General features: G+C 46.3%; 12 protein-coding genes, 6 tRNA genes and 1 rRNA gene. 18 read left to right on the forward strand and 1 reads right to left on the reverse strand.

Annotated elements, in window-relative coordinates:
• Positions 1–7 precede the first annotated feature (7 nt).
• The 8 genes from rrf to rocF all read left to right on the forward strand — a co-directional run bounded on the left by rrf (position 8) and on the right by rocF (position 1,702).
• Positions 8–122 (forward strand): 5S ribosomal RNA (gene rrf / locus FO441_RS11555).
• 26 nt (positions 123–148) lie between these two features.
• Positions 149–223, forward strand: a tRNA-Asn gene (locus FO441_RS11560).
• Positions 224–252: 29 nt separating this feature from the next.
• Positions 253–324, forward strand: a tRNA-Glu gene (locus FO441_RS11565).
• Between the two features lie 7 nt (positions 325–331).
• Positions 332–407: transfer RNA gene (locus FO441_RS11570), tRNA-Val, on the forward strand.
• Between the two features lies 1 nt (position 408).
• A tRNA-Tyr gene (locus tag FO441_RS11575) sits at positions 409–489 on the forward strand.
• A gap of 15 nt (positions 490–504) precedes the next feature.
• Positions 505–579: transfer RNA gene (locus FO441_RS11580), tRNA-Gln, on the forward strand.
• Between the two features lie 3 nt (positions 580–582).
• Positions 583–655: transfer RNA gene (locus tag FO441_RS11585), tRNA-Lys, on the forward strand.
• A 135-nt stretch (positions 656–790) separates the two neighbouring features.
• Entirely contained in the window at positions 791–1,702 is a 912-nt protein-coding gene (gene rocF, locus FO441_RS11590) for an arginase (RefSeq protein WP_145290338.1), read from the forward strand.
• A gap of 44 nt (positions 1,703–1,746) precedes the next feature.
• Here rocF and FO441_RS11595 read toward each other — a convergent pair whose 3' ends face one another.
• Positions 1,747–2,202: an ArsR/SmtB family transcription factor gene (locus FO441_RS11595; RefSeq protein ID WP_145290341.1), complete on the reverse strand. Its 456-nt coding sequence runs from the start codon at positions 2,200–2,202 to the stop codon at positions 1,747–1,749.
• Positions 2,203–2,366: 164 nt separating this feature from the next.
• Here FO441_RS11595 and FO441_RS11600 point away from each other — a divergent pair, with 164 nt between their 5' ends.
• The 10 genes from FO441_RS11600 (at position 2,367) to FO441_RS11645 (ending at position 14,420) form a co-directional block, all read left to right on the forward strand.
• Entirely contained in the window at positions 2,367–3,314 is a 948-nt protein-coding gene (locus FO441_RS11600) for a helix-turn-helix domain-containing protein (protein ID WP_145290344.1), read from the forward strand.
• Positions 3,315–3,336: 22 nt separating this feature from the next.
• Positions 3,337–4,161, forward strand: a complete 825-nt coding sequence (gene cdaA / locus FO441_RS11605) for a diadenylate cyclase CdaA (protein ID WP_145290347.1) — start codon at positions 3,337–3,339, stop codon at positions 4,159–4,161.
• A complete protein-coding gene (locus FO441_RS11610) occupies positions 4,148–5,089 on the forward strand; it encodes a CdaR family protein (RefSeq protein ID WP_145290348.1) in 942 nt (313 codons plus the stop codon). The genes cdaA and FO441_RS11610 overlap by 14 nt, the downstream gene beginning before the upstream one ends.
• Before the next feature lie 25 nt (positions 5,090–5,114).
• On the forward strand, positions 5,115–6,464 hold the full coding sequence (gene glmM / locus FO441_RS11615; RefSeq protein ID WP_145290351.1) for a phosphoglucosamine mutase: 1,350 nt from the start codon (positions 5,115–5,117) through the stop codon (positions 6,462–6,464).
• 329 nt (positions 6,465–6,793) lie between these two features.
• A complete protein-coding gene (gene glmS, locus FO441_RS11620; protein WP_145290355.1) occupies positions 6,794–8,596 on the forward strand; it encodes a glutamine--fructose-6-phosphate transaminase (isomerizing) in 1,803 nt (600 codons plus the stop codon).
• Between the two features lie 243 nt (positions 8,597–8,839).
• A complete protein-coding gene (locus FO441_RS11625; RefSeq protein ID WP_145290358.1) occupies positions 8,840–9,718 on the forward strand; it encodes an AraC family transcriptional regulator in 879 nt (292 codons plus the stop codon).
• A gap of 135 nt (positions 9,719–9,853) precedes the next feature.
• Entirely contained in the window at positions 9,854–10,558 is a 705-nt protein-coding gene (locus FO441_RS11630) for an L-2-amino-thiazoline-4-carboxylic acid hydrolase (RefSeq protein ID WP_145290361.1), read from the forward strand.
• Positions 10,559–10,730: 172 nt separating this feature from the next.
• Positions 10,731–11,537 carry a SurA N-terminal domain-containing protein gene (locus tag FO441_RS11635; protein ID WP_145290363.1) on the forward strand — a complete coding sequence of 269 codons (807 nt, stop codon included), beginning with the start codon at positions 10,731–10,733 and terminating at the stop codon, positions 11,535–11,537.
• Positions 11,538–11,669: 132 nt separating this feature from the next.
• Positions 11,670–12,041, forward strand: coding sequence for an iron chaperone (locus FO441_RS11640; RefSeq protein ID WP_145290366.1), 372 nt, complete (start codon positions 11,670–11,672; stop codon positions 12,039–12,041).
• A gap of 243 nt (positions 12,042–12,284) precedes the next feature.
• Positions 12,285–14,420, forward strand: coding sequence for an ATP-dependent Clp protease ATP-binding subunit (locus tag FO441_RS11645; RefSeq protein WP_145290368.1), 2,136 nt, complete (start codon positions 12,285–12,287; stop codon positions 14,418–14,420).
• Positions 14,421–14,496 lie beyond the last annotated feature (76 nt).

Below are 14,496 nucleotides of genomic sequence, written 5' to 3' on the forward strand. Positions count from 1 at the left end.
CATATTGTCCGGTGGCGATGGCGGAGAGGCCCCACCTGTTCCCATGCCGAACACAGCAGTTAAGCTCTCCAGCGCCGATGGTAGTTGGACTGACGTCCCGTGAGAGTAGGACGCCGCCGGGCAGTATCTTTTTTTATTACAGATTTATTCCACAGTAGCTCAGTGGTAGAGCTATCGGCTGTTAACCGATCGGTCGTAGGTTCGAATCCTACCTGTGGAGCCATTTTTTTGTTTAAATACATATACTATTGTGGCCCGTTGGTCAAGCGGTTAAGACACCGCCCTTTCACGGCGGTAACACGGGTTCGAGTCCCGTACGGGTCATTTGAATGGAGAATTAGCTCAGCTGGGAGAGCATCTGCCTTACAAGCAGAGGGTCGGCGGTTCGAACCCGTCATTCTCCACCACGGAGGGGTAGCGAAGTGGCTAAACGCGGCGGACTGTAAATCCGCTCCTTCGGGTTCGGCAGTTCGAATCTGCCCCCCTCCATTTTTCTAATAGCATTGGGCTATCGCCAAGCGGTAAGGCAACGGTTTTTGGTACCGTCATTCGTAGGTTCGAATCCTGCTAGCCCAGCCATTAGAGCCATTAGCTCAGTTGGTAGAGCATCTGACTTTTAATCAGAGGGTCAGAGGTTCGAATCCTCTATGGCTCACTAATGACATCTTCCACCAGGAAGGTGTCTTTTTTTTATTCCTGATATTTTTATGCACGTCCCATTACACAATTGCATAAAAATCCAATGTTGTATACTATAGAAAGTATGAGGTTATAACAAAGGGGGATTTTTATGAATCAGAATGTACATATAATAGGTGCCGCAACAGCATTCGGTCAGCCTCGGTTGGGGGTCGACCTCGGTCCTGATGCGATCAGGTATGCAGGGATCGTACAGAGGTTGAAAGAATTGGGCATATCTGTTGTCGACAAGGGCAATATCAGAGGGGATTTCGATATTGAAGCAGGACAGGAAATTGAAGTGAGAGATGATAATCTACTGAACTATGATGCCGTTAAACGATTTAATACAGCGCTTGCTGGTTTAGTGGATGATACAGTTGGGAATGGTGCCTTTCCATTGATACTGGGAGGAGATCATTCTCTGGCGATCGGATCTCTTGCTGGAATGAAAAACCATTATGATAATCTAGGGGTCATCTGGTATGATGCGCATGGTGATCTTAACGATAGTAGAACATCACCGACAGGCAACATCCATGGTATGCCACTTGGTATATCCTGTGGATTTGGAGATCAGGCGCTGATCGATCTTTATGAAGAAGGTCAGAAGGTCAAGCCTGAGAATGTTGTACTGATTGGAATGCGTGACCTTGATGAAGGTGAAAAGGCTTATATTAAAGAGAATGGCATACTGACTTTTACGATGATGGATATCAGGGTCAAGGGCATCAGGACGGTCATGCAGGAGACGATGACGTATCTTTCCGATAGATGTGATGGCATCCATCTTTCACTCGATGTCGATGGACTCGACCCATCAGAAACACCAGGAACAGGGACGCCTGTCGTTGGCGGTCTGTCACTATCTGAAACGCAGCTTGCAATGCAGATGCTGAATGAGTCGGATAGGATCACCTCGATGGATCTGGTGGAAGTGAACCCGCTGCTTGATGATAAAAACATGACAGCAGAGAAGGCAGTGGAGATTGCAGCATACCTTTTCGGCAAAAAACAGCTATAAAATACAAACAGCATCTCTTTGAGATGCTGTTTGTATTTTATGACCTATTCTTCCCCTAGAGGCAGAATTTGAACTTTATAGTCCTTGGTATTTTTGGCATTCTTCTTTTCGGAACTGTTTTTGACAAAGTTCCGCAAATCTTTTTTGAACTGCTTAAGCTCTTCTTCTTTCATATGAAGATTATACGACATGCTGTCTTTTTTCTTTTCATCCTGGCTGTATTTCAGAAGATCGATGTTCGGAACGACCTTCCGTGCCACCGGTTCGTAGAACTTCTGGATGATGCTGTTTTTCTCTTCGGTTTTGACGACATGAATAATTTCATTTTTAAGCAGTTCATTCAGATGATAGTGGATTTTGGCCCGGGGAATATCCAGTTCATCAGCAAGCATCTGTCCAGTTTTGGGTTTTTCAGCGAGCATGGTAAGCAGTTCGATCCTAAAAGGGTCACTCACACTTTTCAATTGAGCCAAGTTATCAATTACGAGTAATTTTTTCATGGAGAAACACCCCTTATAATGTATATTTATAGTATGATTAACTGTAAATGCGATGTCAATTAAATAAACATTGGTTTTGTGCACTCTATAACACTTGTAACATTTGTTGCATATTTTTCTATTTGGTATGATGGAACTGTTAAGACAGTGAAAGGGGCACCTTTATGATCGGACAGCGGATTAAAGAAATACGCAACAACAATAATCTAACCCAAGAAGAACTGGCAGACGGCATCATTTCAAGAACCTATCTCAGTCTCATTGAGAAGGGGAGTGTACATCCTTCTACCAATGTACTGATCAAACTGAGTGAAAGACTCGACTGTTCGGTGAATGACTTCATGCAGGAAGTTTCCCATTTCCGTTATAATGATGTAGAGATTCTGAGGGAAATCGCCTATTATGAACAGAAGATTGAGCAGGAGGACTACACTTCCCTCCATTATTTCATAGAAAAGGAATACGAAGCTGTGGAACAGATTCCGGCGCCTGACAGCGGAAGGATCCATCTGCTGTACGCAAAGTACTTCAAGCACTCAGGCGACAGACGCAAGCTGAATTTCCATGTGGATCGTGCACTGGAGCTGCTATCGACGGTTTCGATCAACCAGTCTTATATCGATGCAGTTATACTTAAGGTGGGACTATTGGCTGACGAAGACGCATATGAATCATCTCTTGACCTTCTCGAAGATACGCTGTATACCATTCTCAGGTTTTCCGATCTTGACCTTGGTGTCATCAGAATCATGTTTGAAGTGGCGGAGTGCTACCAGAAGTGTGGTGAGTATTTCACTTCGTCCCGATTTGCAGCACGTATAAAAAAGCAATCGAAGATGCTGCATATCGACTATCGTCGCGATGCGCTTCTTCTGCTTGAAGGCAAGAACCTTGCCATGCTGAAGAAGTTCCATGCGCTGGACATCTGGACTTCCGAATCGCAGGATACCATGTCCAGGCTTTTGAACTGCTACGCGAAGTACAAGAACGGCAGCATAAAGGCAGCAGAAGAGAAGTATAAAGATATTGATTTCGACCTGGAGGCTCTCAGACAGGATAGGATACTTTACGATATCCATAAGGAGTTGGAAGAGAGACTGGGTTTTATATGAATGATTAAGTGAGGGACGCATTATGCAGACAGACAATTTTTTAGAAAATGTCAATACGGCAACCGTAATTTCGAGCATTGTCGATCTGCTGATTGTATGGTATGTGGTATATCTTCTGATCAGAGTGATGAAGGGAACAAAAGCCATTCAGCTGATAAAAGGAATATTCCTGATTCTTATCGGCCGGTCAATCAGTAACTTCTTCGATCTGACAACAACAACTCAGATGTTCGATACCGTTCTCGAGTGGGGTTTCCTGGCGGTTATCGTCATCTTCCAGCCTGAAGTCAGACGTGCACTCGAGCAGCTGGGACGTGGCAGCCTGTTCCGTACGAATGGGAGTGGCAGCTCCACAACGGAGAAGGATAAACTCAGGGAAGCCATGATCAAGTCTGTACGGTATATGGCAAAACGGCGTATCGGTGCTCTGATCGTCTTTGAAAAGGAGACAGGGTTGAAGGACTATATAGAAACAGGCATACCGATCCACGGAAATATCACTTCCGAGCTGCTGATTAATATATTCATACCCAATACGCCGCTGCATGATGGCGCGATGATCATCCAGGGCAATACGATTGCGACAGCCGCAAGCTACTTGCCGTTATCCGACAGCAACAAGATTGCCAAGAACCTCGGAACACGGCATCGTGCGGCTGTAGGGGTTTCAGAAGTGACGGATGCTTTCACCGTAGTCGTTTCAGAGGAGACGGGGAACATATCTGTGACCTACGACAGTAGGCTGACAAAGGAAATCACACTTGAGGAACTGGATAACCTGCTCCAGACACACTGGAACATACTCCCACCTTTGAAGGAAGGAGGCGGTCTATTTGCTAGAAAGTAAATGGGGATTGAGATTTGTTGCGCTGCTTCTCGCCTTGTTCATGTTCCTATCGGCCAATAACGTATTCGACGAGCTGCTGTATAACAATGAGAACGTAGCAGAGACCGAGGTGGTTGAAGGAATCCCTGTGGAAATCCTCTATGATGAGGAAAGCCAGTATGTTTCCGGTGCTCCCGAACAGGTGAACGTACAGCTCTACGGCAATACCTCGAACGTCAAACGGCTTCAGACGACAAGAGATCTGAGTGTTGTACTGGATCTGCGGAACCGGAATCTTGGTGAGTATGAAGAGCATTTCACAGTGGAAGGTCTTCCTGACAACGTAACAGCCGAGGTCGTTCCAGAGACTGCGAATGTGAACATCCAGGAACTGGTAACTCGCACGTTCGAGGTACAGGCTGAAGTCAGTGAAAGCCGGGTTGGACCAAATCATACGCTCGAGTCTGTACAGATAGAGCCTGAAACTGTTACTGTAATGGGTGGAGAAAGTGAAATGAACCGCATACAGTACGTACGCGCAACACTGGATGACAATTCGAGAATTACACAGGACAGGGTGGATGAAGCGGAAGTCAGCGTGTTCGATACGCAATTCAATAAGCTTGATGTCCGCATCGATCCTACGAATGTACGTGTGGAAATTAATGTTGAGGAACGTAGCAAGGAAGTATCTGTCAGTTATGAAGTGAACGGTGAAGTTGCTGAGGGCTATACCTTGGGTGACGTGGCGCTCAACTACGACACCATTGAAGTTTTCGGTACGGAGGAAGTACTGTCAGGCATCGATGAAGTCAACGTTGCAGTGGATGTATCCGGCATGGAGAGTTCGACAATACGGGATGTTTCGATAGATGTACCTGAAGGTGTGGACAGAACAGAACCGGCGGTTCTTCAGGCAGATATAGAAATTGAACAGGATAATGGATAAAACTTGCAGAAAAAAGGAGAACGTCATGGGTAAATATTTTGGTACAGATGGAGTAAGAGGGGTCGCTAATACAGAGTTGACTCCGGAATTGGCATTCAAGTTGGGCAGATTTGGTGGTTATGTACTGGCGGGCCAGAAAAGTGAGAATAGGACAGTCCTTGTAGGACGGGATACACGTATTTCAGGTGAAATGCTTGAGTCTGCACTCGTTGCTGGACTGCTTTCCATCGGAGCGGAAGTAATGCGTCTTGGCATCATTTCCACGCCGGGTGTGGCCTATCTGACGAAGGAGATGGACGCAGATGCAGGTGTCATGATCTCTGCTTCACACAATCCGGTCGGAGACAACGGCATCAAATTCTTCGGTTCCGACGGCTTCAAGCTGACGGACGATCAGGAAGCAGAAATTGAAAAACTTCTTGATATGGATGAGGATACACTGCCAAGACCGACGGGAGTCGATCTCGGACACAAATCGGACTACTACGAAGGTGGCCAGAAGTATGTCAGCTACCTCAAGTCTACTGTGGATGAGGACTTCGAGGGCATGAAGATTGCACTTGATGGTGCCCATGGTTCCACTTACTCACTTGCACCATACCTATTCGGGGATCTGGAAGCAGATACAGTAACCATTGGATGCAGTCCGGATGGCACGAACATCAATGCCGGTGTCGGTTCTACGCACCCTGATAAGCTTGCAGACCTCGTCAAGGAGGAGTCGTGTGACTTCGGCTTTGCTTTCGACGGTGATGGCGACAGAATCATAGCTGTGGATGAGAAGGGCAACATTGTTGATGGAGACAAGATCATGTTCATTCTGGCACAGCATATGAAGTCTGAAGGAGACCTGAAGGACGATATGGTCGTCTCGACCATCATGAGCAACCTCGGCTTCTACAAGGCGCTTGAAGCGCACGGTCTGAAGAGTGATAAGACGAAAGTCGGTGACCGCTACGTGGTCGAAGAGATGAGAGCAGGCGGCTACAGCCTCGGTGGCGAGCAGTCCGGCCATATCATTATGATGGACTACAATACGACAGGAGATGGCCTCCTGACAGGTCTTCACCTCGCTTCCATCATCAAGTCCACCGGCAAGACACTTGGCGAGCTCGCAGCACAGGTCGAGACGTTTCCTCAGGAGCTTGTCAATATCCGTGTATCCGACAAGTACAACGTCGTAAATAACGACGTGGTTGCGAAGAAGATAGAAGAAGTGGAAGCGGAGATGGATGGTAATGGCCGTGTGCTTGTCAGAGCTTCCGGCACCGAACCGCTTGTGCGTGTCATGGTAGAGGCGGAGACAGAAGAACTGGCTGTCAGATACAGCAACCTCATCGCCGACGTTGTACAGGCGGAAATGGGCCTCGAATAGCATATGAACCTCCAGATACTGAATCTGGAGGTTTATTTTGTTTATTCTGACTTTAAATGCATGTAAAGTGCATATATGTATTGCAGTATATACGTATTTAAATTACAATGTTTATGGTGGAAAATAAAGGAGGAACGTCAGTTCAATCAAATCGGAATAGCGCCTGGGCAAGCTGTGCTTGCTGACGAGGAGGACAGTCATCGATTATCGGCGGATACTGTCCCGGATACTGAAGTATTCGTTAGATCAGCTGTTAAAACTGTCGGGTGACTGATGGGACAGAGCACTGATCGTATACAAAATTCAAAAGCCGAAAGGACGTTTTTTTAATGTGCGGAATCGTAGGATATATCGGAAGTCAGGATGTTAAGGAAATACTGCTGTATGGTCTCGAGAAAATGGAGTATCGCGGCTATGACTCTGCAGGTATTGCAGTCAGAAACGATGCAGAGGTGGAAGTATTCAAAGAAAAGGGCAGAATCAAGGATCTCCGTGCGAAAGTCGATATGGACTTTGATGCGACAGTGGGCATTGGCCATACAAGATGGGCGACACACGGTGTACCGAATGTGAAGAACGCGCACCCGCACCAGAGTGCGGATGGCCGCTTTACACTTGTTCATAATGGTGTTATCGAGAATTATGAGCAGCTGAAGAGAGAGTATATTCCGAATGTGGACCTTGTTTCCAGTACGGACACAGAAATCATTGTAGAAATCATTTCAAGCTTTGCACGAGAAGGCATGTCTACGGAAGAAGCTTTCAACAAGACATTGGAAATACTGCATGGTTCCTATGCCGTTGGTCTGATGGATGAGGAAGAGAAAGATGTCATCTATGCAGCGAAAAATAAATCTCCACTGCTCCTAGGCAGAGGCAATGGCTTCAATGTCATCACTTCCGATGCCATGGCAATGCTCCAGCAGACGAATGAATTCGTTGAGCTGATGGACGGCGAAGTTGTTCTGCTTAAAGCAGATGAAATCATCATCAAAGATAAGACTGGTCGCGAAATTGAAAGGGAATCCTACATCGCTGAAATCGATGAAAGCGATACTGAAAAAGGCACTTACGAGCACTATATGCTCAAAGAGATCAACGATCAGCCAGCAGCAATGAGAAAGATCATCCAGGAGTACCAGGATGAAAATGAAGAACTGAAGATCGATCCTGAAATCATCGGTCAGCTGAAAGATGCAGACAGACTCTACGTCATCGCTGCAGGAACAAGCTACCATGCAGGACTGATCGGGAAGGAGTTCTTCGAGAAATGGGCAGGCGTACCGACAGAAGTGCATGTCGCTTCAGAATTCGTCTACAACACACCGCTGCTTTCTGAAAAGCCGCTGTTCATCTTCATTTCACAGTCCGGAGAAACAGCAGACAGCCGTGCCGTACTCGTTGAAATCAAGAAGCTTGGTCATAAGTCGCTGACAGTGACAAACGTTCCAGGATCCACGCTTTCAAGAGAAGCGGACCAGACACTCATTCTGCATGCAGGACCTGAAATTGCGGTTGCTTCCACAAAAGCATATACAGCACAGATCGCAGTCCTTTCCATCCTGGCACAGGTTGCAGCAAGAGAATCCGGCAGAGACATCGAAATCAATCTCATGCAGGAACTCGCTAAAGTGACGACAGCAATTACAGCAATCATCGATGACGCGCCAGTGATCGAGCAGATTGTCAACGAATACCTTGAAACAACAAGGAATGCGTTCTTCATCGGCAGGGCGATGGACTACTACGTTGGACTCGAAGGTGCACTGAAGCTTAAAGAAATCTCCTACATCCAGGCAGAAGGATTCGCCGGCGGGGAACTTAAACACGGTACCATTGCACTGATTGAAGAGAACACACCAGTCTTCGCACTGGCGACACAGGAGAAGATCAACCTGAACATCCGTGGAAACGCACAGGAAGTTGCAGCACGCGGCGCCAAAGTGTGTATGGTATCCATGGAAGGACTCGACCAGGAAGGCGACACATACGTCATTCCGCACGTCCACGAGATGCTTACACCGCTCGTATCCGTCGTGGTATACCAATTCATCGCGTACTACGCAGCACTTCACCGCGGCAACGATGTCGACAAGCCGAGAAACCTGGCGAAATCTGTTACTGTGGAATAGCATAGAAATAAGATGAATATATTGTAGAACTGAACCGGAGTTTCCCATCAAGAAGAGGGAAATTCCGGTTTTTTAAAAGCTGAATTAGAAACAGTAGACGATAGGGCATTTTCTATACATGAAAGAGAATCAGCTCAAAGGTTTAGGATATTTCTGTATCAATCCTATAAAAATGACGTGGATAATGTCGGGAATGTTCATGCAGCAGTGTTTAGAATATTAGATAGGAAGGAGGCGAATGGATTGAATCTGCTGAAGGATTTAAATGAAGCATTGACATATATCGAAAAAAATATTGAAGACGAAATTGATATGAGGGAAGTTGCCAGAATTTCTCGTAGTTCCGAGTACCACTTTAAAAAGACTTTTGCATATTTGTCCGGAATGACTTTACTGGAATATATTCGACGGAGACGTTTGACAAAAGCGGGACTTGAGCTGGTAGATCATCGCTCTAAAGTAATCGATGTTGCGATGAAATACGGTTATAGCTCACCTGATTCATTTGCAAAAGCATTCCATCAGCTTCACGGCATAAATCCTTCGGAAGTAAAAGATGGAAAATCTCTAAAAGCCTTTCCACGCATGACCTTCCAGTTGACTATTCAAGGAGGAGATGAAATGGAGTATCGTATCGAACAAAAGGAACCATTCAGCATAGTCGGAATAAAGAAGCGTGTTGGAATTGTCTTTGAAGGAGAAAATTCAGAGATAACAGCAATGTGGAAGTCCTTGACCATGGACAAAATAGAAGCACTGAAGAGGCTCTCCAATACTGAACCAGAAGGGATCATCCAAGCTTCTGTAAACTTCTCGGAAGAGCGCATGGAAGGAAAGGGGACTCTTGATCAGTATATAGGCGTAGCAACAACACAGGCATGTCCTGATGAGTTTATTGAGCTTGAAGTATCTGGCGGCTCAACGTGGGCGATATTTGAATCAAGGGGGCCGTTCCCGGGTACACTACAGGAAACCTGGGGGAAAATCTACTCAGAATGGTTTCCATCTTCAAATTACGAGGCGGCAGAAGGGCCTGAGATACTATCTATCAAGAGCAGGGACTTGTCCTCACCTTCGGTAGAAAGTGAGATATGGATTCCTGTTAAGAAAGTCACTGGATAGTGATTGTCTGATGAGTGAGGAGTGACTCGTATATGGTACAAAGTTGTTCCAGGTTTCACAAACAGTTCATTGTCTTACAATGTTATTTTCTCTTATAATATATGAACAATAAGAGTGTATAAGGAGATATGCAAAATGAGTCAGGAGAATTTGATGATGAAGGCTCTGTCGATGGACATGATCACAGCTAAAATGTTCAACGAACTTCATCTTGCTTCTATAGAAGAATACGGTGGCGAAGAAGGTCGTAGACTTGTCGGAAATGGTCTCGAAGCATTTGGTCTGAAAGATGCGGAAGCGCTGGCCAAGAAGGCGACTGCTGAAGGGGAGAACCACTTTATCTATGAATATCTACAACAGGACGTCCAAGGCGAAGAGAAATATGCGGAACTGACGGCATTTGCGCGTTTTTCAAAAATGTTTGCACAGATTTCAAAACAGATTGTCGATAAATATGGCGAAGCGGGAGAGGATGTTGTCAGGCTTGCTGTTGAACGTTTCGGTAAGAAGCGTGGACAAGGCATCGCACAGCGTGCGCGTACCAATGGCCTCGAAAACACCGCAGAAAACTACTTGAACAACTATGATATGGCAAGAAGTGAACTGTTCGAAGTGGATACAGTTCCTGGCAAGGGGGAATTTGAACAGACGTTCACGTATTGCCCACTCGGTCAGCAATGGGCGGACGATGGTACAGGAGAATATGGTATTCTCTACTGCCAGATGATCGATCCGTCACTCGCCAAAGGCTACAACAAGAACTTCGAAGTGGTCCACGATGAATTCGTGCTACGTGAAGGCCAGTGCCACTTCCACTTCAAAATGAACGAGAACAAGTAACCAGCAGTCATCTGCTGGTTTCTTATTTGAATGATAACTTCATGGATTTTCAGGTATACTATGTTGAGCGTCGTCTGAAATCATTTCTAAGGTCCATACCCTTTATGAATGTATATTGGGGCAATATATGATAGAATGACGGACAATATGCATTGGAAGGAGATTCGCACGAATGAAGAAATGGCTATTGGGGCTATCTCTCGGTACATTTGCAGTGGTTATGACTGCATGTAGCGGCGAGGATGAATCAGCGGAGAATACGAATGAGGAAGCACAGACGCAGGAGGAAGTGGCATCAGACAGCAGTGAAGAAGCTGCAACGACAGAAGGCAGTACGGAAGAAGGCGCGGGGCAGCAGATGGAGATGCCTGAACCGGATCTTGAAGATGTTCCGGATGTTGTCGCTACAGTGAATGGTGAGGAAATCACCAAGGATGAGTTCGAGCAGGTCTATACAGCACAGTTCCAGCAGGCTGCCATGCAGGCGCAGATGACAGGACAGGAAATGGATCAGGCACAGATGAAACAGCAGATTGCTGAAGGCATGGTCAGCCAGGAACTGCTTAAACAGGAAGCCGAGGACCGTGGCATCGAGGCTACTGATGAAGAGATTGATGCAGCAATCGACGATCTTGTTGAGCGGAATGGTCTCGAATCCAGAGAAGCGCTCTTCACTGCGCTGGAAGAACAGGGACTGACAGAAGAAGAGGCGAGAGCGGAGCTTCAGTCAGGATTGGATCAGGATCAGCTGATTTCCGAAGAAATAGGCGAAATCGAAGTGACCGAGAAAGAGATGCAGACCCTTTACGATGAAACTGTGCAGCAGCAGGAGGAAAGCGGCTCGGAACAGGAACTGCCGCCATTCGAAGAATTGAAAGGTGATCTGGAGTCACACCTGATGCAGCAGAAGCAAAGTGAAGCGACTCAAAACTACGCTTCAGAACTTCGCGAGGATGCCGACGTTACAATCAACCTTTAGTACAAATGATTCTTTCCAGCCTAATCTGGCTGGGAAGGATTTTTTTGTTTGCAGTCGGCTGTCATATTATATGTAAAAGGTTCTGGATGGTTTATAATATGGTTGATCAGAGTAATCAGAGGGGGAATGGATATGACCGTATTTCAGGAATTTCTTGATAAGATCGATGATAGGGAGCACAGGGGAAAAATCGCGGAAGTGCTGGAATGGGTGCATCAGAAATATCCTGAGCTTGGCACAGCAGTCAAATGGAACCAGCCGATGTTTACAGATCATGGGACGTATATCATCGGGTTCAGTGTATCGAAGAAGCATTTTGCCATCGCACCTGAAACTGAAGGCATCAACCATAACAAAGGGGATATAGAAGCGGCAGGATATGATCATACGGAGAACATCATCCGTGTACCTTGGGAAAAGCCTGTAAACTATGGACTGCTCGAAAAACTGATAGAATTCAATATTGAAGATAAAGCGGACTGTACAACATTCTGGAGAAAATAGTCCTCGCAAAGGAAGCCGAAAGGCTTCTTTTTTTGTAAGCCGAAAACTTGAAAGTCAAATAAGGTCAATGTATACTATGAATAGTCAAAGTTAGTCAGTAAATACAGCTTTTTATTTAAAAGACTATATATGAATTATGAGCATCTTTGTTGAAACAGTAATTGAAAGGGTATATAATTTTATTATAGTCAAATATAGTCAAACTTTTAAATAGACGTTATACAATACAAGGAGGAATAATTCATGAAATGTCAAAATTGCGGTATCAATGACGCACATGTCAATCTGGCGATGAATATCAACAACCAGCAGACTGAAGTGCATCTATGTAATGAATGTTTCCATGAAATCAGAAGCCAGATGATGGGCGGAAATGATTTCTTCTCCGGATCTCCTTATGAAAATAATAATGCCAATAATAAATATTTCCAGGGAAATGGAGCAAGCCGGACAGGCACAAAAACGAGACAGAAGCAGAATGGCGGGAAGAATGGTCTGCTGGATCAGCTTGGCAAGAATGTTTCGGACCAGGCCAGAGGCGGCGGCATCGATCCGGTGATCGGACGCGATAAGGAAATCAAGCGTGTCATCGAGACGCTCAACAGAAGAAATAAGAACAATCCGGTACTGATCGGTGAGCCGGGTGTCGGTAAAACGGCAATCGCGGAAGGCTTGGCCCTCAAGATTGTCGAAGGTGCAGTCCCTGCCAAACTGACGAATAAGGAAATCTATGTGCTGGACGTGGCTTCATTAGTAGCCAATACAACAATGCGCGGACAGTTCGAAGAGCGTATGAAGCAGCTGATTGCGGAACTCCAGGAACGTGAGGATGTCATCCTCTTCATTGATGAAATCCACCAGCTGGTCGGCGCGGGAAGTGCTGAAAGTTCACAGATGGATGCCGGCAACATCCTGAAGCCTGCACTGGCAAGAGGTGAAGTGCAGATCATCGGTGCGACGACACTGAAGGAATACCGTCAGATTGAGAAGGATGCAGCACTGGAACGCCGTCTGCAGCCGATCATCGTCAAGGAGCCGACACTTGAAGAGGCTGAACTGATTCTGCAGGGCATCAAGGATCGTTATGAAAAGTTCCATGAAGTCCGCTACAGCGACGAAGCGATCCATGCTTTCGTCAGCCTGTCGGACCGCTATATCCAGGATCGTTTCCTGCCGGATAAGGCAATCGACCTGATGGACGAAGTCGGTTCAAGACTGAATCTCTCCAATGCAGAAGGGGATTCAGCAACCATCCAGCAGCGTCTGACCGAGATTGCACAAGAGAAGGATGCAGCAGCCGAGCGTGAGGATTATGAAAAGGCAGCTAATCTCAAGTATCAGGAAATCCAGCTTGAGAAGCAGCTTGAAAAAGCGAAGGACAAGCAGCAGATACTTGATGTGGATGTTTCCGATATCCAGCTGATTGTGGAAGAAAAGACGGGCATCCCTGTAACGAAGCTGCAGTCGGACGAACAGAAGAAGATGCGTGACCTTGAAGGTCAGCTCGGTGAGAAAGTCATCGGACAGGCAGAAGCGGTCGGCAAAGTGGCAAAGGCCATCCGTCGTAGCCGTGCCGGTCTGAAGTCCAAATACCGTCCGATCGGTTCATTCCTGTTCGTCGGTCCGACAGGTGTCGGTAAGACGGAACTGACCAGGGCACTTGCAGAAGAACTCTTCGGTTCCCGCGACGCCATGATCAGGCTCGATATGAGTGAGTACATGGAGAAGCATACTGTCTCCAAGATCATCGGTTCCCCACCAGGATATGTTGGACATGAGGAAGCGGGTCAGCTGACCGAGAAAGTGCGCCGCAATCCCTACAGCATCATTCTGCTTGATGAAATTGAAAAAGCACATCCGGATGTCCAGAACATGTTCCTGCAGATCATGGAAGATGGTCATCTGACGGATTCCCACGGACGTACAGTAAGCTTCAAGGATACCGTCATCATCATGACAAGCAACGCTGGTACAGGGGTGAATACTGTGAGTGTCGGTTTCAGTCCCGACAAGCACGAATCGGTGTCCACACTCGACAACTTGAGCGACTACTTCAAGCCGGAGTTCCTCAACCGTTTCGATTCAATCATCAACTTCAACCAGCTGTCTGAAGAGAACCTCATCCAGATCGTCGATCTGATGCTTGCCGATCTTGAGGAGACAGTCGAGGAAAATGAAATCAGCATCTCAATCACTGATGAGGCGAAAAGCGAACTTGCAAGACTTGGCTACGATAAACGCTTTGGTGCAAGACCCCTCCGCAGAGTCATCCAGGACAAGATTGAAGATCAGCTGACAGATCTGATTCTCGAAGAAGAAACTGTAGACAATGTGAAAGTCATTGTGGAAGATGGAGAAATCATAGTGGCAAAAGCCTGATATAGATGAAAAGGAAGCCGAAGACAGATCGACTCTGTCTTCGGCTTTTTTGTTTATTTTACTTATTACACGATTA

The sequence above is a fragment of the Salinicoccus cyprini genome (assembly GCF_007713705.1).
GTDB classification, from domain to species: Bacteria; Bacillota; Bacilli; order Staphylococcales; family Salinicoccaceae; genus Salinicoccus; species Salinicoccus cyprini.